Genomic DNA, 19,358 nt, shown 5'->3' on the forward strand with positions numbered 1-19,358 from the left:
AATGATCTAATCCAAAATAATAAGTAATTATTATGACTATCAAAAAATGCCACCTCACGTAATAGTGAGGTGGCATTTTTTGTGCTACGTTTGTTACGTCTACAACCCCGAAAAATCAATAGACCCGGTCCCTTCATCCAATTATCTTCGAGAATGCTTCAAGATAATAATCTCCATAGTCATGGATTAGATCAATAAAAAGAAGAAGCAGATGAAACGCTTTCGCAGTTAGCGGATTCACGTCATTTGAGACACTTGGAGAAGATGATGTGGTGGATTGAAAATCAATTCGATTATGTGATCAGATTGGACCAAATGGCGGCAGATATTCACTTATCCAAATCGTATGCTTACCGTATTTTTCATCAAGAGATAGATAGCATCATCACGGACAACGTCACAGCTTGAAGGTTGCAGCAATCCTATCTTCTCCTTAAGACAACAACACTGTTATGTGGAATATATTGGCATGCACGCCGGTTTCCAAATGGACCGTATTTCATCCAGTTATTTCGCAAATCTGCAGGGACGAGCCCGCTGTATTATTGGCAACAATTTGAACGGTACAGTAAGCATTAATATGGTTTGCAAAATAATAGCGTTATTACGTCTCTATACACAATTAGTATTTACCGTTTGAATTGAAAAAATCCCGGATGCGGATTGCACTAGCCAGTTGCTAAATGCGATACTCCACCTCCGGGATTGCACATCGGTAACCTTCAAGCTCAATAAACATTAAGGATTCCTCAAGTTGTTACAGCCACTTATCAGCCCAACGTTCCACGGCGCTTAACGCTCTCCCCAGTTCCGTTCCTTTTCGTGACAACATATATTCAGTTCGAACTGGACGTTCCGTGACCACATGGCGAACCACAAGTCCTTCTTCCTCCAATTCCTTTATTCGCTCATTTAACACACGTTTGCTCAAGTCAGGGATATAAGCGTGAATCTCACTGAAGCGTTTGGGTTCCTCCATCAACGCATGGATAATGAGGGCTACCCATTTTCGGCCAATGATCTGATAAGATTGTTCCACTTTTGTGCATATTTGCTTGGCATTCTCATCATCGCTCATGATTGTACTCCTTTGATTTAGTATTGCTTGTAATATCATTAGTATACTTATTGTAACCTACTTGTCCACAGGCCATATGTGTAAAATGTCACATACCAATTGTTCTTAATGTTACCACATAAAGCGTTATCATCAAATAAAAACCCTATAAACACTGGAGTTCACAGGTTCGACACGATTATTGACGAATTGTGACGACAGGTGTAATATGGGTAACGTTAATTCAAATGGTTACAATTTATAACCTAAACACAGGTTGTGGAGAGAAGGAATGTTCCATGGTTGAATTCAGGTGCGTTATATAAACGGAGGCAAGGCGGGGAACACACCCACTTATTCCGTCTTTTGTCATGCTTGGATTCGAACATTTTGCAACATCATATACTATACTGCACAGATCACAGGAGGCACTCCAATGGATGCAATGACATTTGTCCTGTTCGGGGCAACAGGCGATTTAGCCAAACGCAAGATTTACCCTGCATTATATAACTTGTACATGGATCAGAAAATGCCGAAATCCTTCTCCGTTATCGGATTGGGACGACGTGAATTGTCAGATACGGACTTCCAGGCCAATGTTGAAAAGTCACTGCATGAATTCTCACGTCAGACGCCGGAAGAAGCATCTCAAGTTCGTGATTTCATTGGCGCTTTCCGTTATTGTTCTTTAAATAATACGAAGCCTGAAGATTACACCAAACTTTTGGAGTTGGTTCAACAGCGTGAACAAGAGCTTAACATTCCCGAAAACCGCATGTTCTACATGTCGGTGGCACCGGAATTCTTTGAGCCAATCGCATTAAACATTCAAGAAAGTGGCCTGGGTAACACCAAAGGCTGGAAGAAACTGATTATTGAAAAACCATTCGGGCACGATTTGCAATCGGCTCGTGATCTGAACGAAAAACTGAGCAATACCTTCCCGGAAGAAGAGATCTATCGCATTGACCATTTCCTCGGTAAACCGATGGTTCAAAATATTGAGACGCTCACCTATGCAAATCCGGTGATTCAGGCGTTGTGGTCTAACCGTTATATTGCCAATGTACAGATTACGGCAAGTGAGACGGTGGGTGTTGAAGAACGTGCCGCGTATTACGACCAAAGTGGTGCCCTTCGTGACATGTTCCAAAACCATATGCTTCAGTTGCTGATGATGATTGGTTTGCATTTGCCAAAACGTTGCACACCGGAAGAAATTCAATTCAAAAAGCAAAAAATTGCTGAAGCACTTCGTCCGTTGACGAAAGAAAATATCGCTTCTGAAGTTGTCCGTGCGCAATATGCAGCAGGTGAGCTGCAAGGTTCCTCGGTTGTTGGATATTTGGACGAGCCTGGCATTCCAGCCGGATCTCAGAACGAGACCTATGTTGCCGCAAGACTTTGGATCGATGATCCATTCTGGAGCGAGGTTCCATTTTATATCCGTACAGGTAAACGCCTGGCTGAGAAATCCACCCGAATCGTTGTTGAGTTCAAGGCTCCACTGAAGACCGGTCATGAATCTGAAAATACAACGGAACCTAACCTGCTGACGATTGAAATTGGTCCGGGAGAAAGCATTTCCCTTCAATTAAATGCGAAGAATCCATTGAACCATGGTGAAGTGGAACCAATGCATATGACCTTCAACTCAGGTAAACGTAACATCCCTGAAGCTTACGAGAATCTGATCTTTGATGCGATGCGTGGAGATTCAACCTTCTTTGCACACTGGAATGAAGTGGAGCTAGCATGGCAATGGGTACAACCGATTCAGGAAGCATTCGAAGCGGGCAGCGTGCCACTGGATACGTACAGTGCAGGTTCGCATGGACCAGAGTCAGCAGATCGTCTGACCGCAGCGGACGGTTACCGTTGGTGGTAAGTGAAACGAAATAGTGAGCATAAGAGAACACAATAGTAAAGACAACAGTACAATCTGTTCTGCTCACAAATAATCATTTGCACAAATCCAAATTGCATCTTCCAAGTCAGCAGGATATAGAACGAAATGTTTTATTCCCCTAGAGCTTGTACTCAGGAGCGAGTTGGATCGAATGATGCAAAATACTGATATATACAGTAACTATTACGAATCATACCGTTCCAATTTTGCATAAGCCCTTCCGGTTATGTTTGCCGGAAGGCCGTGAAAATTTTTGAATATAGATTAGTGGTTCAGTTTTAAAATGGGTTGACTTGAACGCTGAGAATGTAGTGTAGGGGACGAAATCGATTCTGTAGAAGCAAAGCGTTCGCCTTTATCCCCGGATTTTCTCCTATATAGGAGATTCAAAAAATCTGGGGATAACAGCGATCAAAAGAACGATTCGTGACCGGAACGGATACTTCGCCAAACGTTAAGCACTTATTTTTAATTTTGAACGCACATGAAATTTAAACATTGTTCATAACAGGAGGATTTTGAAATGAAACTTGGACTTGTCGGATTAGGAAAAATGGGATTGAACCTGGGTAGAAACCTGATTGATCACAAACACGAAGTGGTTGCTTTTGACTTGAACGCTGAAGCAGTAAATGAAATGAAAGAATACGGCGCTGAAGGCGTATCTTCTTACGCAGAGATGGTGGCTTCGCTCGAATCCCCACGTGTATTGTGGATCATGGTTCCCCACAACGTAGTAGACGCTGTATTGGCTGAAGTTAGCCCGTTGTTGTCCAAAGGCGACATCATTATTGAAGCGGGTAACTCCCACTACAAAGAATCCATCCGTCGCTACGAAGAGATGAAACCTAAAGGCATTCACTACATGGATGCAGGTACATCTGGCGGTATGGAAGGCGCACGTAATGGAGCATGTTATATGATCGGTGGAGACCCGGAAGCTTGGGCAATCGTTGAACCGGCATTCAAAGATACTTCCGTGGAGAACGGCTACCTGTATGCTGGTAAAGCGGGCAGCGGTCACTTCCTCAAAATGGTTCACAATGGTATCGAGTACGGTATGATGGCATCCATCGGTGAAGGTTTTGATGTATTGGAAAAAAGTGGATTTGATTTCGACTTCGAACAAGTGGCTCGCGTATGGAATAACGGTTCCGTTATCCGCTCTTGGTTGATGGAGCTGACAGAACGTGCTTTCTCCAAAGATGCAAACCTCGATGAAATTAAAGGTGTAATGCACTCTTCCGGTGAAGGACGTTGGACGGTAGAAACGGCATTTGACCTTCAAACCGCTACACCGGTTATCGCTTTGTCCTTGCTGATGCGTTATCGTTCCCTGGAAACAGACACATTCACAGGTAAAGTGGTAGCAGCATTGCGTAATGAATTTGGCGGTCACGCTGTAGAGAAAAATTAATTTATATATAACTGTTAACATATGATGAACATCGGGTAATGACTTATATCGTGTTTACGAATTCATCAAGTGGAGGTAACATTTCATGAAATTTTTCTTGGATACAGGGAATGTGGAAGAAATCAAACGGATCGAACGTTTGGGTCTGGTGGATGGAGTCACGACTAACCCGTCTTTGATTGCCAAAGAAGGTCGCGTATTTAAAGAAGTCATTCAGGAGATCTGTGGCGTGGTTAAAGGCCCGGTCAGTGCTGAAGTCATCGGTCTCAAAGCCGAGGATATGTTGAAGGAAGCTTATGAAATTGCAGAATGGGCACCGAATGTAGTCATTAAATTGCCGATGACCGAAGATGGGCTGTACGCTTGTCATGAGTTGACGCAAAAAGGGATCAAAACCAATGTTACGCTGATTTTCTCCGCAGCACAGGGCCTGATGGCGGCGAAAGCCGGTGCAACCTACATCAGTCCATTCGTTGGTCGCTTGGATGATATTGCGGTGGATGGTATGAAATTGATTCGTGATCTGCGTCTTATTCTGGACATGTATGATCTGCCTTCCGAGATTATCGCAGCAAGCATTCGTAATATCAAACATGTAGAGGATGCAGCCCTTTTCGGTGCGCATATTGCCACCATTCCGGGTTCGCTTCTGCCGACACTTTGGAAACACCCACTGACGGACAGCGGGATTGAACGTTTCCTGAAAGACTGGGAATCTGTTCCGAAATAATAGGATAGACATGGCCTGAATCTTTGGGTGGTCTGAACATAAAGCCTTTCGCCTTGCAGAGTAATCTGCGGGCGAAAGGTTTTTTTATCTCTGTTTACGTATTTCCGATTTCCATTAGGTCAGCGATGAGGAGTACTTGTCTCTTTCATGTTGTTGTTACTTTCTATCCAGTGTCCACGTACTGTCCTTCTTTTTCGGGACAACGGTGCATAAGGTTAACATATAGCTATAGCTCATCCCGCAGGGGAGGGACACTTCGATGATGAGAAGAAAATGGCGAAGCCGGAGACGCCGTAAACCGCCAAGCGGCAAACGCAAAATGTGGTTGATCATTTTATTGGTCACCGCGTTTTGTTTGATGCAGGGCTTTGCTTATGTGGATAAAAAGATGAAGCCCCCCATCATGCATTTGGCCAAGATCAGAGTGAAGCAGATTGCAACTGAGGCGATCAACAAGGCGATTACAGCACAGGTTGCAGATGGCAAAACCAACGAAGGGCTGATTGACTGGAAAACGGATACGGCCGGGAAAGTGTCGGGGTTCATGCTGAACTACAATGAGCATATGCGAATCACTGCAAGTACAATGAATATTGTGCAATCCACGCTGCAGAATGTACACATGTTAAAAGAAAAAATCCCGCTGGGCCAAGCGCTAGGCAGTCCGGTGTTGGCTTCATTTGGCCCGAGTATACCGGTTCGTATTGAGCCCCAAGGCGCTGTCAAAGTGGATCTGAACACCCGTCAACAGAATGCGGGTATTAACATGATTTTGGTGGAAGTGTACATTCACATCATTGCTGAGGTCGCGGTCGTGGTGCCCTTCGACATGGAACCCGAAACGGTCGATACGGAAATCCCGATTTCCTACCTTCTGGTTGTCGGGGATGTGCCAATGTATTATTACGATAATCAGGGCAAGCCAGTGGGCAGTAACGGCAGTAATGCCCCAGCTATTGCGCTGCCATCAGGTCATACGGGTGTATCAAGCGGTAATGGAGTAACTACGAATCCCCCTAGCCAGAACCAGCAACAGACGCCGTCAGACCATTTGCAAGGGAATGAACTTGAAATTGAGCCAGATGATCTGCCTGATGTGAATGGGGGATTGCAGCTCAATAAGGACGCGCAACCATGATACACACAAATTTGAATTGTAAAGCAAAGAAAGGGGCCTCTATTAAAGAGGTCCCTTTTTCGCTTTGCTGATCGTGCATATCCTCGTCTCACTTACTTTTCTTGTTCTTTTGTTTGCGTTCATCCTGTTCCCAATGTTTCAGCTGTGGATAAGGATCGAACGACCATTCGTGCAAACCGCTGTCCCGGTAGATCCCATAGTGCAGATGTGGAGGGAATTTGCCCTGTGTCCCAGGTTTCCCGTAACCCGAACTGCCAACCCAACCTACAACCTGGCCGGGGATCACAACTTCACCGATGCGTGCACTTTTGTCAAAACCCGAGAGATGGGCGTAATAGTGATAATGATTGTTCAAATCCCGGATACCGATGCGCCAGCCGCCAAACGGGTTCCAGCCTTTGATTTCCACGACCCCGTAACAGGTACTGCGCACAGGCAGGCCATGCGGAGCGAAGATATCCGTTCCCTCGTGAATGCGATAGCCGCCCCAGCTTCGTTTGGTACCCCAGGTGCTACGATAGGAGTAATTGGTTCCCAGTGGAACCGGAAAGGCATGTCCAAACAGATCCAGATTGTCAAAATGCTCATATAACTTTGCGAATTGCTGTATCCGTTGCACAGCACGGGAGTTGTGATAATATTCCCACAAGGCAATGTTGAAGTCCTCTTGTTTGTTTCCGTAACCTTGAATAACCGAAGCCATGCTATACAGCACATCCTGATCATTGTTGGCATCCGCAATACCGTCTCCAGAACCATCACGTCCATATCCTTTGAAAAAAAGAATGGATTCCGGATGTTGATCCGTCTCATCGGGATTTAGCCATCCTCTCCAGGCCGGAGGAGTCATGAAGATACCCGTAAGCCGCTCCGGATGCTTGCGATCCTTTGGATGTGCGCGAGTAATCGTTCGTTCATACTGATCAATGGCGGCAATCCTGTACCAGGGAATCTGGGTCATCTGACCGATGGTTTCATATAAATGGCGACGTGCAGCGAAAATTTCTGCGGGTTTTAACTCGGCAGCCTGTGGTTTGGGAGCGGCCTGGGCGGGTTCACTGTAAACTTCTACAGGCAAGAATGGGAGAAGCAGAGTGCCTGCAAGTAATGTTTTGATCCAAAAACTGTACGTGTGCCTGAAGGTCAAGCGTTGTTGCACTGGGAAGCAGCCCCTTTCCATTAGAATGATACAAGGTACCCGATGAACCAAGCTAAAGGTTAGCGTTCTTCAAAAGTGATCATTTTATCCATGTAAGCTCTTGGGGGAAGGAATCGAATGATACAAATTGTCCATATCGGGCATGAATGCACAAGATGTGACAAATGGGGGTTTTTCCAGCGCTTTCATGGTATAATATGTTCCGAGCAACAGCCTAACTTCAGTAGAAAGAAGGTTTATGCATTGGCTAAACGTGTTAAAGAACCGAAGCCGGATTGGATTCGGATCAAATTGACAACCGGCGATAACTATCAGGAAATGAAAACGATGATGCGTTCCAAAACGCTGCATACGGTATGTGAGGAAGCGCGGTGTCCGAATATTTATGAATGCTGGGCCAATCGAACGGCCACTTTTATGATTTTGGGCGATATTTGCACAAGGGCATGCCGTTTTTGCGCGGTGAATACAGGCTTGCCAACGGAGCTTGATTTGCAGGAACCAGAACGTGTGGCGGAAGCAGCGGAGCAGATGAATCTGCAACACTGCGTAATTACAAGTGTAGCTCGTGATGATCTGAAGGATGGAGGAGCTACGATTTTTGCAGAAACGGTGAAGGCCGTACGGCGGCGGTTGCCATTGTGCAGCGTTGAAGTACTCATTCCAGACTTTCTGGGCGATCGGGAATCTTTGCAGATTGTAATGGATGCCAAACCGGATATACTGAATCACAATATTGAGACGGTTGAGCGGTTGTCAGACAAAGTGCGTGCCAAGGCGAAATATAAACGTTCACTGGAATTGCTTGCTCGTGCCAAAGAAATGCAACCTAACATCCCTACGAAATCAAGCATTATGCTTGGTGTAGGTGAGGAATATAATGAAATTTTATCAACAATGGATGATCTTCGTGCGGTGAACTGTGATATTATGACTATAGGTCAATATTTGCAGCCTTCGGAGAAACATCTGTATGTTGAAAAGTATTATCCGCCAGAGGAGTTCGCTGCATTGAAACAGGAAGGATTAAAACGTGGATTCAGCCACGTCGAATCCGGCCCGATGGTACGCAGCTCCTACCATGCGCATGAACAGGTGAAATCGGCTACCAAACATGCTGAACAGGCGGCAACACACGCGTGATGGAGGATACCGGATTGGAAGAAGAAAAAATCACAGAACAGATTCAGGAACAACTTCAGGAGCAGATCCAGGAGCCGGTTCAGGAATCGGTTGTTGAATCGGTTGAGGAAAAGCCCAAAGAACCGGTCATTGTACAGATCGGCGGCAAAAATTATGAAATCGTCCAGAACCACAAAGAAGGCTGGAATCCAGAGGTCTTCCGTGATCGTTACAGTGAAGTGCTGGAGCGTTATGATTATATTATCGGGGACTGGGGTTATAGCCAATTGAGGTTAAAAGGTTTTTACCGTGATAACCATCCAAAAGCGACGAAGGATTCCACGATCGCCAGTATGGTGGATTATATCAATGAATATTGTAACTTTGGCTGTGCGTATTTTGTACTTCAGAAGAGTAAGGATCAACCTCAAACCAAAGCAAAAAGCGGTTCCTGAGAAGGACCGCTTTTTTGGTGTGTTATTTCAGTCAAGAAATGCCGTGCGAACCCGGTTCCAGAATGGATAAGGACGGAAACGCGCGAAACTGACCTTGTGACTGGATACCTGACAACGGACGGATATTAGATCCTCCACCATCACGTTCACATGATCAATCGTCATCAATAACCGCTGATCCTTGCGGGAGAAAATATCACAATGATGATGCTTGGGCAAAATAACCGGTGAACCAAGTGTCCGATAGACGCGGTTATTAATTGAAGCGATCTCCGCAATCTGAATGGCTTCGATGGTTGGATGAACCATGGCACCGCCAAGGGCCTTGTTGTACGCCGTGCTGCCTGAAGGCGTGGATACACAGATTCCATCCCCACGGAACATCTCAAATGTCACATCGTTAATATCGACCTGGGCCACGACGGTACCGTCCACACCTTTTAACGTAAATTCATTAAGGGCGATGTAAGAGGAATTCCCCGACTTTTTCCGAATCTCAAGCTCCAATAGCGGATATTGTACAATCCGTGGTTTGAGACCCTCCGGATCTCCCTTGCCACTCATCAGCCTGACTAATTCCCGTAACTCTTCCTTCTTCCAATCGGCATAAAAGCCGAGATGGCCTGTATGAACCCCAACAAAAGCAATATCCGGAATACGGTCGATGAAATTGTGAAATGCTTGTAGCATCGTACCATCGCCCCCGATGGAGATGACAATCTCCGGCGATTCTGCATCCAGCTTGAACCCTTCTTCCTTCGCCAGCGCATGAAACTGCTGACTGAGATCAATCGATAACTGGTCTCCGCGGTCTTGAACATAATATCTCAAGATGAAAGCTCCTTTGTGGTCATTATACTACCGATGATAATCAATTCCGCGGAAGAACACAACGTTTGGGCGCATATTCCGTTAAATATAGATGAATCGTTCACTTATTTTTTGGCATGTCGTCTAGGTTTGAGAATGGAACTTAATATCGCAAGGAATAACAAAAACACAATGATGCTCGCAAAAATAATTATCCCCGTCAAGAAGATCAATCCCCAGTCCGGTGTATACGTTGATAACGATGGGATGAAACCGGGCTCCATGAGAACGGGTGAAGAGGAACGCCCCATCATGGGTGTCCACAATAACAGGACCAGCAGAGGTGCGATTAGCGCATGAATTGCTCTGGCGAATAGAAATGGACCGTATCTCATGGGTGTGTTGCTAAGAACACTCATAATCTGTGCATGGACGGATAATCCGCCCCAGGAGAGAACAAAGGCTGCTGTTGCTACTTTATAGACGAGTGGGATGAATGCCCCGGCACTTCCGGCCTCTTTGTTCCCCAGCGTTACTTCAAAAAGCCCCCCGACCAAGCTAGGAGATAAGGATGGAGGAAGCCCGCTATGTCGAAGCAATTGCTCGGTTATCCCGTATAATCCGCCAAGCCAACCGGTCTGTACAAGCAACTCCATCATGACCGAGAAGAATACAACCAGCCCCCCTACGATAATAATAAGGCGAAGGGATGAGGAGACTGCCTGGCGCAGCAGTTCACCGAATGCCCGTCCGTCAGCCTTTCTTGCCTCATGCATTGCATAGATGGCCCGGACCAGTCTGTTTCTATGTATTTCCCCCGGTGGAGATGCAGAAGAGCTGTCTGGCTGTGAGCCTTTCGCTGTACCCCCGTGAAAACGCATGAGCATGCCTACCAGAAAAGCTGCAGCGTAATGACTTGCAACCAATAACGGAGCAATAGCGACATTATGGAAGAACCCAACCGATACGGCTCCAATCATGAAGATCGGATCGGATGATGTGGTGAAGGCAACGAGCCGTTCTCCTTCTTCCCGGGTAACCAGCTTTTGTTCCCATAACTGCGCGGTCAGTTTCGCCCCTGTAGGATAACCGGATGCACAGCTCACGGCAAATACAAAACCACCGCTTCCGGGAACACGAAACAATGGACGCATCAATGGATTCAGCAAGGTACCTAGAAAATGAACAATGCCAAAGCCGAGCAGCAGCTCGGACAGCACCAAAAAAGGAAAAAGGGAGGGAAACAATACGTCCCACCAGATGGACAGTCCGCGTACACCTGCATGCCAGGTTTCCGCTGGATACAAGACCATTAACACACAAAGGATCAGGAGAGCGAGTGTGACCAGGACATGGGTGAGTCGTTGTGAAGCAGCCATGAATTCTTCTCCTTTATTTTTGGAATGGTCGGTGTGCGGAAGTCTGTGATGCTATTGCCATCAATATATGAAAAAAAGTGGACAAACAGTACAAAATAATACGTAGAAAGCGCTTGCAAAAGTGGCTGTGTTTTTAAGTGATGTGTGCTAAAATGAGAAAAACGCCTGAACGTCACCTAATTGTCTCCAAGGTGGAATTCAATTTGGATGGAGTGATGATCATGAGTCTTGTCACCGGAATCCTGGTCTGTGCTTTTGTATATGTGATCCGTGCCTCGCTGGTACGCTCTGAGGAAGAGGACTGGCGGAGTTATTAATGAAATATCTAGTGCGCCAACCTATGCGGTTGGCGCTTTTTTTCTGTTATGTTCTGAAGAGGGTCCTATATACACATGGCAGGTTATGTGCCCTGATGATTTCATGTTATATAGGACTTTTTGGTTTTTTTTGATAGAATGGAGATAAAGGCTTTTGTGGCCTTGATATTGTTACTGTTTTCACAATGTTCATGGAACGTGTAATATATGGCAAAATTCGACACTAGAAAGGGGAATCAGACGAATGAATCCCAGTTTGAGTATTTATGACAATCTTGGCGGCGAGAAAGGTGTTCGCGCACTGGTCGAGGCCTTCTATCCGATCGTTCAGCAGAATGAGCAACTGGCTCCACTTTTCCCGGAAGATATTCAGCCGGTCATCGACAAGCAGTATATGTTTTTGTCTCAGTTTTTTGGAGGACCTGGTCTGTTTTCCGAGGCGTTTGGACATCCGATGATGCGTGCCCGTCATATGCACTTTGAAGTGACGGCTGAACGGGCCGAGGCTTGGCTTGCATGTATGGATCAAGCCTTAACACAGATTGGTGTTGAGGAGCCCTTGCATTCATTTATCTTGCAGCGTTTATCCGGGCCTGCACATCATTTTGTGAATACACCGTAGTTCCGAATATGATTATAAGCGTACGGGAGAGGGATGGAAGAGATTGGAATTAGAGCCGCTGTATAAGGTGAAAGTGACCTGTCATTATTGCGAAACCGAGTATGAAACCTCACGGGTAAGACCGAGTTTGAAAAGGCCATACCGGACGGATTCGGATTTTTGTGCTTACTACAAGCTGGAGAATCCAGATTTTTATGTGGTTCGCATCTGTCCGCAGTGCGGGTTTGCCACGACGGAGAACGCAACGGAGCATTTAAATGATGCTCAGCGCAAGGCTTTTAAGGAACAGATCGGTAACCGCTGGGTTAAACGTGATTATAGCGGAGCACGAACACTGGAACAGGCGGTGGCAACGTACAAGCTTGCCTTGCTGTGCGCACAGGTGATCCGGGAGAAAGATCGTGTCGTCGCTGGTCTGTTGCATCATATAGCTTGGTTGTATCGTTATATGGAGGACCATGCACAGGAACATCGTTTTCTTGAATTTAGCCTGGAAGCCTATGTGAAGGTGTTCGAACGTGAAGGAACGGGTGGCAATGAAGCCAAACTGTTGTATTTGCTCGGGGAATTGAACCGCAGGGTAGGACGGTTTAATGAAGCAGTGCAATGGTTCAGCAAGGTCATTCATGACAAGCGGATCACAGATGCGGCCATGATTCGTGCTTCAAGGGAACAGTGGGCCGTGCTGCGTGAGCAGATGATTTCAAGTAAGTTGGAACTCCCTGAAGAGATGCTGGAAACAGACAAAGAGGCTGCGAAGCGCAGCCCCCTCTAGGTTGATCTTACATTAGTTACGGACAGGACGGCTGGATAACAAATAGTCACTGTCGTTGTCGATCACGGTCATGCTTGTATTACAGCAGGGAAAAACCAGTAATTTCTTTTTGCCTTCGCGAATGAGCACAAGCTCTTTGGGTTTGAGGGGGAGCAGCACGTTGCTTGCATGACAGTAGGGACATTGCTGTACATAGATGTCTCCCATCACAATATCGTAAGGCCAGCTGTTCTCAAACGGAATCATTCTTGTTCGCCTTCTGGTGCGGAAGGTTTGGAGGCTTCTTGTTTGGCTAGTTCCGCAATCTTCTGCATCAGGATATGTTGGGGCATGTGCATCAGGTGCTCCAAAGGTACGCCCAGGGATTCTGCTAATTTGACGGCTGTATCAGCCGATACTTGTAAAGGTTTCATACGTTTACCTCCTGAAAGTTACTATAAGTATTTCTCTAGTATAGAGATATGGCACACAGAAAACCAGTTTTTAATTCAATCCTAACCATCCAATTTATAGAGAGAGGTGCCTTATTAAATGAAAACGCCATTACACCCCGTATGGGATCTGGAGTCCATTTTTAGTGGAGGTTCTTCCTCCGAGACATTTGCTGCGTATCTGATTGAACTGGAAGAGGATGTACGTAAACTGCAACATCTGTTGAATGAAACACCTGCACCGACTTCATTAGAAGAGACGGCAGCTTTTGATCCGATTTTGGAACTGCTGCAAAGCTGTTATATCCGCATATCGGAAGGTTCTGCGTTTGTATCCTGCCTCTCATCGCAAAACCAGAAGGACAAAAAGGCAACGCAGCTTCAGGGGGCTATCAGTTCTATTGCAGCGATGCTGAACGGCAGCAAATCGAAGTTCGATAATACACTCAGTCAGACATCGGATTCGGTGTGGGACGCGTGGATTGCTCGGGAAGAAATTAAGCCGCTGGCATTTGTTTTGACTGAGAGTCGTACGCTGGCTCGTGAGAAGCTGTCGCCTGAACTGGAAGGTCTTGCTCTGGATCTGGGTGTAGATGGTTACCATGGTTGGGGCAAATTCTACAACACGATTGTCAGCAAGGTGAACATTTCATTTGAGCAAAATGGGGAAACGGTGATGCTCTCCGCAGGACAGGCTGCCAACAAGCTGAGCGATAGTGATCGGAATGTACGCGAGACGGTATTCGCAAACTGGGAGCAGGCTTGGACTGATGTCGAAGATTTCTGTGCAGATACACTGAACCACCTCGCGGGATTCCGTCTGAAGTTATATGAGAAACGTGGCTGGGATGATATCCTCAAAGAACCTCTGGCCATCAACCGGATGTCACGTCAGACACTGGATACGATGTGGGATGTGATTAACGGTGCCAAACCTGCGCTTGTTCAATATCTGGAGCGCAAGGCAGAACTGCTGGGGGTAGACAAGCTCAGCTGGAGCGACGTAGATGCACCTGTAGGTAAATCGAGTGGCAAAATCACTTACGATGAGGCAGCCATCAATATTGTTGAACAGTTTGCCAAGTTCAGTCCTAAACTTTCCTCGTTTGCAGAGATGGCTTTTGAGAAACGCTGGATCGAAGCAGAAGACCGTCCTGGCAAGCGTCCAGGCGGATTCTGTACATCTTTGCCACTTAGCAAAGCAACCCGAATTTTCATGACCTTCTCCGGGACACCATCTAATGTGTCGACTCTTGCGCATGAACTTGGTCATGGATATCATCAACACATCATGGAAGAGTTGCCCGCCTTGAATCAGCGTTATGCGATGAATGTGGCTGAGACAGCGTCCACGTTTGCTGAACTGATTGTAGCAGATGCCCTGGTGCAGGCGGCAACAGATGAGCAAGAGAAGCTGGCTTTGCTGGAAGACAAGATACAGCGAAGTGTTGCTTTCTTTATGAACATCCATGCCCGGTTCCTGTTTGAGAATCGTTTCTATGAACAACGCAAAAAAGGCTTGGTCAACGCGGATGAATTATCCAAATTAATGGTGGAGGCGCAGCAGGAAGCATTCTGTGGCGTGCTTGCATCAGATCATCCTCATTTCTGGGCATCCAAATTGCATTTCTATCTGACTGGTGTGCCATTCTATAATTTCCCATACACGTTCGGTTATATGTTCAGTGCGGGAATCTATGCAAGAGCGCAGCAGGAAGGTACAGCATTTGCAGATAAATATGATGATTTGTTGCGGGATACAGGGCGTATGACGGTCGAAGAACTTGCTCAGAAACATCTGGGTACGGACCTGACACAACCGGAATTCTGGAAAAATGCTGCAGACTTGGTTATTGCCGATATTGAGCAATTTCTGCAGATGACGGCGACCGAAAAATAGTATAAACATATATGAAAAAGGCTGCAATCCCGTGTTAACAGACACAGGATTGCAGCCTTTTTTTGTACAGAATCCTCATTTTTGATTCTCGAAGATTTTGTCGTAATTAAGTGAAAAAGCTCAGTTTAAGGGAGTGGAATGGCAATTAATTGTGCAAATCATAGTTAGAAATACCCAACTTTGCCGTTCTTTGTTGAATCAGCACATATGATGTCATATAATGAGTCGTAAGTCCTTGCTGTATAGGACTATAAGCATATAAGGAGAGTGTTAATATGAAAATTGATGAGCTTTCATTAGCGAGACAGTTGGATCTGGTGTTCAAAGAGCTTGATAATGAGTTATCAGGGTTAGATTCAGGGGTAGTTTTTGTGCAAATACGAAACAACGTAATTGGGAAATTCGGTATTCGACATAATCCGATAGCTGGACGAGATGGGCAGATGGATGTGGAGGAAGGAGGGCTAAACGAAACCCAGAGAACTTCTTTCCGGGCAATGGCACTGGAGACGTTGAAATTCAAACGCAATTGGACACATGGCGAAATATCGTACGACTTCACAGTAAGACAAGGTATGATTTTGGTAGATGCAACGATGGAGTCCAATTACAATATGGCAAGCTTGATGATTCGTTACCCTAGAACCAATACATACAAGGATTCGGATATGGAGTCGACCTCATAATTCGTTGCACAAGAGAAAGCGGCACTTCCGAAGAAGGCCGCTTTTACTTTTGGATTCTGCTTAGGCTCAAGCAATAATTACGAGCTTACGAACGACCCGATAATTGCTGCTCAGCGATTTGCACCAGACGTTTAGTGATGTATCCACCCAGAGAACCTGTCTCACGGGAAGTATAGTTACCGTAGTAACCATCTTGTGGAATAGTTACACCCAGCTCTTGAGCAGCTTCAATTTTCAATTGTTGCAATGCTGCAGTTGCTTGGGGAACGACCAGGTTGTTGGAGCGGCTACCGCTACCTTGGTTTTGACCTCCGTACATATGTGTCACCTCCTTATGGCTTGGTGATGTTAGTATGGTTAGAGAATAAGGAAATATACATGATATGGCGTAAGGGAAAATATGGATAACTATCAGTGCACAGGACACATAAAAAAGCCGACCCAATGCGGGTCGGCAAGTTGTATTTGGATATCAAAATATAGGGTGATATGCGTAAAAGCAGAATAGAGGATGATCAGCTCGCTTAGTCTGTAGGAGGCATAACCTCAATACGTGTAAATAACTCAACAGGCTGTTCTGGTTCCAAGCGAATCAACCCGGTTTGTTCATCCGATAAAGCCAAATTAGGTGCATCCGGGAGCCAAGTGTACGGTTCAATGCACAAGAACTGATCGGATTCACCTTTGGTAAAGAGAACCCAATGTTTGAAAAATGTTTCATCTGCTGAATATTTTAATGTATATCCATCTTGCCTGCGTAAGTAAGCCGTAGCCGGTTCACCTTCGGTAGCTTTCAACAGGGTATCCCAGTTACGTCCCTGCATATTGATGCCTTCGTTAAGAGCAGACCATTCACCCAGAGATTCCAGTTCACCTGTCGGTAGTTGTTCTTCATTCTGTCCGTATATTCCGGAAACAGGCAGTTGCAGTGTCCAGTCGGCAGGTTTGCCGTCTAACAAAAACCATGTATGATATCCCATCCCAAAAGGAGCAGGTGTTGAGCTCAGATTGGTGACTCGCAGACGCTGGCTAAATACAGCGTTATGCAGACTGAACGTCATCTCAAGTTTTAGGGGAATCGGGAATTGTGCCATCCAATGCTCTTCATTTTCGGTCAGTAATTCAGTCGTAATTGCACAGCCGTCTTCATCTTCCTCAATGTCACTGACACACCAGGATTGGGTACGGTGGAGACCGTGAATATGGTTGTCATTCGCCGTGTTCTGATCAAACTGGTAACGAACGCCTTCATATTCGAATTGTCCACGATGAATGCGCCCTGGTGGAATCAGGAGAGGAACGCCAAAATGGTACGGCTTCTGCAGATAAAAGGCAAGATCGTCTTCATCCGGACGGCGGACGACATCTCTGTCCTGCACTAAATCGCGAATCGAAATAATATTATTTCCAAGACGCGGCAGCAGGGTGATTTCCAATTCACGGCTATGTAGGATATACGTGTCGTAACCATTCCATTGGCCTTTGGTCACTTGTTTCATATCGATGCTCCTTTTCCCACTTGAAATCTGTCTGCAAGCAGTTGTGATGAAGCTACTGCTGCAGGCGTGTCGTTGTGTACATGCCAGCGATTTCCTGCGCTATTTCGTGTGAAGCAGGCAACAGGATAAGCAATTCCATCATAACAGATTTTGATGTCTCGGGTAAAAAAGTTCAACTCATTTTGACATTCACGCCTGTGCGCATTAAGATGGAACTCTAAAAGCATTTATTAGAATTAAATGACATGAAATCGATGACAGGGATAAGTAGGCCAAGAGAATCCTCTCCAGAAAGCCGGTGGTTGATGTGAACCGGTGTGAGCTCTTTACCGAATGGACCCTTGAGTGTAGGTTTGAACAGGTTAAGCCAGAGATGGGCTTGCCCCACTAGAGTCTGCCGTGTAATCCACGTTACGGAACAATGAAGGCATTTCTTCCGCTTGACTTGATTCAGGGTCAGGAGCAATCGAAGAAAAGCGAATAAGGGTGGCACCACGGTCTCACGTCCCTTGCGGATGTGGGGCCTTTTTGCGTTCGCAGAGAATGGCAGGAGTTTTTTATATACAATCAGGGAGGCGTTATGTGTAATGAAAACAGTACTTTCAGGTATTCAGCCAAGCGGTAAGCTCACATTGGGCAACTATATTGGTGCAATCAAAAATTTTGTAAAACTCCAGCATGACTATCAATGTCATTTCATGGTGGTTGATCTTCATGCCATCACCGTGGCTCAGGAGCCAGCAGCATTGCGTGAACAGTCGGAAGCGGTAGCTGCACTGTTTATTGCAGCAGGTATTGATCCTTCGAAATCTAACGTATTTCTGCAATCCCATGTACCACAGCACGCGGAATTGGGCTGGTTGATGACAACGTTGACCTCCATGGGTGAGCTAGAACGCATGACTCAGTTTAAGGATAAATCATCCGGTAAAGATTCCGTTGGTGCCGGACTGTTTGTGTATCCATCATTAATGGCGGCTGATATTTTGTTATACAATGCTGACCTTGTGCCAGTAGGTGAGGATCAGAAGCAGCATCTGGAACTGACACGTGATCTGGCAGGACGTTTTAACCACCGTTATGGGGAGTACTTCACCATTCCAGATCCGTATATCCCACAGGTAGGTGCACGGGTAATGTCACTTGATGATGCCTCTACGAAAATGAGCAAAAGTAACCCTAACGCTGGCAGCTATATTGCCCTGCTGGATCCGCCGGATGTGATTCGCAAAAAAATCAGCCGTGCCACTACAGATTCGGGACGTGAAGTCGTATATGATCCGGCAAACAAACCGGAAGTCAGCAATCTGATGAGTATCTACGCTGAATGTGCAGGTATGACGCTTAAGGAAGTAGCTGAGCGTTATGAAGGCAAGATGTACGGTCCGTTTAAAAAGGAACTGGCTGAAGTGGTTGTATCTGTGATTGAACCGCTCCAACAAAGATATAATGAGATTCGTGAGTCTGGCGAATTGGCGGATGTTCTGGAAACGTCAGCCCGCCGTGCAGAAGAAGTTGCTGCTCAAACGTTGGATGCAGTGAAAGAACGTATGGGATTTGTTCCGAGACGTAAACAGTAGTCCTGACAACATCTTCATTTCACGCAATGAATAGTTAACATGAATAAAGAGGAGCCCTATTGAAGGACTCCTCTTTATTGGTGCGTTCATTATTGAACTATCAAATGACCTAATCAAGAAGTGGGCTCTGAAGCAGCCGAGCGAACTTCCTGACGTTCTTTTTTGGCACGAATCACAAATCCCCAGCCAATGTTGGCAATGGACAGGACAAACAGTAGTGCAGCAAACCAACCGGAGTATGAGATCATAATTGCTGAAACCGTTAACAAGATAATCGAAGAGAATGCGAACCATAAGGACAAGCCTTTACTCATTGGGAAAAACCTCCATCTACAAATTTAGTAAAACTCCGTATAACCTGTAGCCTAC

Annotated in this window: 20 protein-coding genes and 1 other annotated feature; of the genes, 11 read left to right on the forward strand and 9 right to left on the reverse strand. The window is 45.8% G+C overall.

Annotated elements, in window-relative coordinates; all coding sequences use genetic code 11:
• Positions 1 to 757: 757 nt before the first annotated feature.
• Positions 758 to 1,078, reverse strand: coding sequence for a helix-turn-helix domain-containing protein (locus D829_RS0128735; protein WP_017692365.1), 321 nt, complete (start codon positions 1,076 to 1,078; stop codon positions 758 to 760).
• A gap of 415 nt (positions 1,079 to 1,493) precedes the next feature.
• Between D829_RS0128735 and zwf the strand changes: the two genes are divergently transcribed.
• From zwf to yunB, 4 genes are all read left to right on the forward strand, one after another.
• The gene (gene zwf / locus D829_RS0128740; RefSeq protein ID WP_017692366.1) at positions 1,494 to 2,948 is read left to right on the forward strand and encodes a glucose-6-phosphate dehydrogenase; all 1,455 of its coding nucleotides are present in this window, start codon (positions 1,494 to 1,496) and stop codon (positions 2,946 to 2,948) included.
• A 544-nt stretch (positions 2,949 to 3,492) separates the two neighbouring features.
• Positions 3,493 to 4,386 carry a phosphogluconate dehydrogenase (NAD(+)-dependent, decarboxylating) gene (gene gnd / locus D829_RS0128745; RefSeq protein ID WP_017692367.1) on the forward strand — a complete coding sequence of 298 codons (894 nt, stop codon included), beginning with the start codon at positions 3,493 to 3,495 and terminating at the stop codon, positions 4,384 to 4,386.
• Between the two features lie 85 nt (positions 4,387 to 4,471).
• Positions 4,472 to 5,116, forward strand: coding sequence for a fructose-6-phosphate aldolase (gene fsa, locus D829_RS0128750; RefSeq protein ID WP_017692368.1), 645 nt, complete (start codon positions 4,472 to 4,474; stop codon positions 5,114 to 5,116).
• Positions 5,117 to 5,375: 259 nt separating this feature from the next.
• A complete protein-coding gene (gene yunB / locus D829_RS0128755; protein WP_017692369.1) occupies positions 5,376 to 6,254 on the forward strand; it encodes a sporulation protein YunB in 879 nt (292 codons plus the stop codon).
• Between the two features lie 88 nt (positions 6,255 to 6,342).
• Here yunB and D829_RS0128760 read toward each other — a convergent pair whose 3' ends face one another.
• The gene (locus D829_RS0128760) at positions 6,343 to 7,413 is read right to left on the reverse strand and encodes a M23 family metallopeptidase (RefSeq protein ID WP_017692370.1); all 1,071 of its coding nucleotides are present in this window, start codon (positions 7,411 to 7,413) and stop codon (positions 6,343 to 6,345) included.
• 243 nt (positions 7,414 to 7,656) lie between these two features.
• On the opposite strand from D829_RS0128760, the gene lipA reads away from it, so the two are divergent.
• Both lipA and D829_RS32135 read left to right on the forward strand, forming a co-directional pair.
• Complete coding sequence (gene lipA / locus D829_RS0128765; protein ID WP_017692371.1) at positions 7,657 to 8,556, forward strand: lipoyl synthase; 900 nt, start codon at positions 7,657 to 7,659, stop codon at positions 8,554 to 8,556.
• Positions 8,557 to 8,570: 14 nt separating this feature from the next.
• Positions 8,571 to 8,990 (forward strand): YutD family protein, encoded by a 420-nt coding sequence (locus D829_RS32135; RefSeq protein ID WP_241230833.1) that lies wholly within the window; start codon positions 8,571 to 8,573, stop codon positions 8,988 to 8,990.
• A gap of 27 nt (positions 8,991 to 9,017) precedes the next feature.
• Here D829_RS32135 and D829_RS0128775 read toward each other — a convergent pair whose 3' ends face one another.
• Both D829_RS0128775 and ylbJ read right to left on the reverse strand, forming a co-directional pair.
• Positions 9,018 to 9,821 carry an NAD kinase gene (locus D829_RS0128775; protein ID WP_017692373.1) on the reverse strand — a complete coding sequence of 268 codons (804 nt, stop codon included), beginning with the start codon at positions 9,819 to 9,821 and terminating at the stop codon, positions 9,018 to 9,020.
• Positions 9,822 to 9,925: 104 nt separating this feature from the next.
• Positions 9,926 to 11,179 carry a sporulation integral membrane protein YlbJ gene (ylbJ, locus tag D829_RS0128780; RefSeq protein WP_017692374.1) on the reverse strand — a complete coding sequence of 418 codons (1,254 nt, stop codon included), beginning with the start codon at positions 11,177 to 11,179 and terminating at the stop codon, positions 9,926 to 9,928.
• 561 nt (positions 11,180 to 11,740) lie between these two features.
• On the opposite strand from ylbJ, the gene D829_RS0128790 reads away from it, so the two are divergent.
• On the forward strand, positions 11,741 to 12,118 hold the full coding sequence (locus D829_RS0128790) for a globin (RefSeq protein ID WP_017692376.1): 378 nt from the start codon (positions 11,741 to 11,743) through the stop codon (positions 12,116 to 12,118).
• Between the two features lie 43 nt (positions 12,119 to 12,161).
• Positions 12,162 to 12,893: a DUF2225 domain-containing protein gene (locus tag D829_RS32140; protein WP_017692377.1), complete on the forward strand. Its 732-nt coding sequence runs from the start codon at positions 12,162 to 12,164 to the stop codon at positions 12,891 to 12,893.
• A 12-nt stretch (positions 12,894 to 12,905) separates the two neighbouring features.
• Here the strand turns inward: D829_RS32140 and D829_RS0128800 are convergent, their stop codons facing one another.
• Complete coding sequence (locus D829_RS0128800; protein ID WP_017692378.1) at positions 12,906 to 13,139, reverse strand: hypothetical protein; 234 nt, start codon at positions 13,137 to 13,139, stop codon at positions 12,906 to 12,908.
• On the reverse strand, positions 13,136 to 13,306 hold the full coding sequence (locus D829_RS33160; RefSeq protein WP_017692379.1) for a YycC family protein: 171 nt from the start codon (positions 13,304 to 13,306) through the stop codon (positions 13,136 to 13,138). The genes D829_RS0128800 and D829_RS33160 overlap by 4 nt, the downstream gene beginning before the upstream one ends.
• A 118-nt stretch (positions 13,307 to 13,424) precedes the next feature.
• Here D829_RS33160 and D829_RS0128810 point away from each other — a divergent pair, with 118 nt between their 5' ends.
• Together D829_RS0128810 and D829_RS0128815 are read left to right on the forward strand one after the other, a co-directional pair.
• A complete protein-coding gene (locus D829_RS0128810) occupies positions 13,425 to 15,224 on the forward strand; it encodes a M3 family oligoendopeptidase (protein ID WP_017692380.1) in 1,800 nt (599 codons plus the stop codon).
• A 275-nt stretch (positions 15,225 to 15,499) separates the two neighbouring features.
• Entirely contained in the window at positions 15,500 to 15,910 is a 411-nt protein-coding gene (locus tag D829_RS0128815) for a hypothetical protein (protein WP_017692381.1), read from the forward strand.
• Positions 15,911 to 15,995: 85 nt separating this feature from the next.
• On the opposite strand, the gene D829_RS0128820 is transcribed toward D829_RS0128815, so the two are convergent.
• Together D829_RS0128820 and D829_RS0128825 are read right to left on the reverse strand one after the other, a co-directional pair.
• Positions 15,996 to 16,229 (reverse strand): alpha/beta-type small acid-soluble spore protein, encoded by a 234-nt coding sequence (locus D829_RS0128820; protein ID WP_017692382.1) that lies wholly within the window; start codon positions 16,227 to 16,229, stop codon positions 15,996 to 15,998.
• 205 nt (positions 16,230 to 16,434) lie between these two features.
• Complete coding sequence (locus tag D829_RS0128825; protein ID WP_017692383.1) at positions 16,435 to 17,409, reverse strand: aldose 1-epimerase; 975 nt, start codon at positions 17,407 to 17,409, stop codon at positions 16,435 to 16,437.
• Between the two features lie 245 nt (positions 17,410 to 17,654).
• Positions 17,655 to 17,922, forward strand: a binding site (T-box leader).
• Positions 17,923 to 17,996: 74 nt separating this feature from the next.
• On the opposite strand from D829_RS0128825, the gene trpS reads away from it, so the two are divergent.
• Positions 17,997 to 18,989 (forward strand): tryptophan--tRNA ligase, encoded by a 993-nt coding sequence (gene trpS, locus D829_RS0128830; protein WP_017692384.1) that lies wholly within the window; start codon positions 17,997 to 17,999, stop codon positions 18,987 to 18,989.
• A 113-nt stretch (positions 18,990 to 19,102) separates the two neighbouring features.
• Here trpS and D829_RS0128835 read toward each other — a convergent pair whose 3' ends face one another.
• Positions 19,103 to 19,303 (reverse strand): hypothetical protein, encoded by a 201-nt coding sequence (locus D829_RS0128835; protein ID WP_017692385.1) that lies wholly within the window; start codon positions 19,301 to 19,303, stop codon positions 19,103 to 19,105.
• Positions 19,304 to 19,358 lie beyond the last annotated feature (55 nt).

Source organism: Paenibacillus sp. PAMC 26794 (assembly GCF_000316035.1).
In the GTDB taxonomy this organism is placed as follows: domain Bacteria; phylum Bacillota; class Bacilli; order Paenibacillales; family Paenibacillaceae; genus Paenibacillus.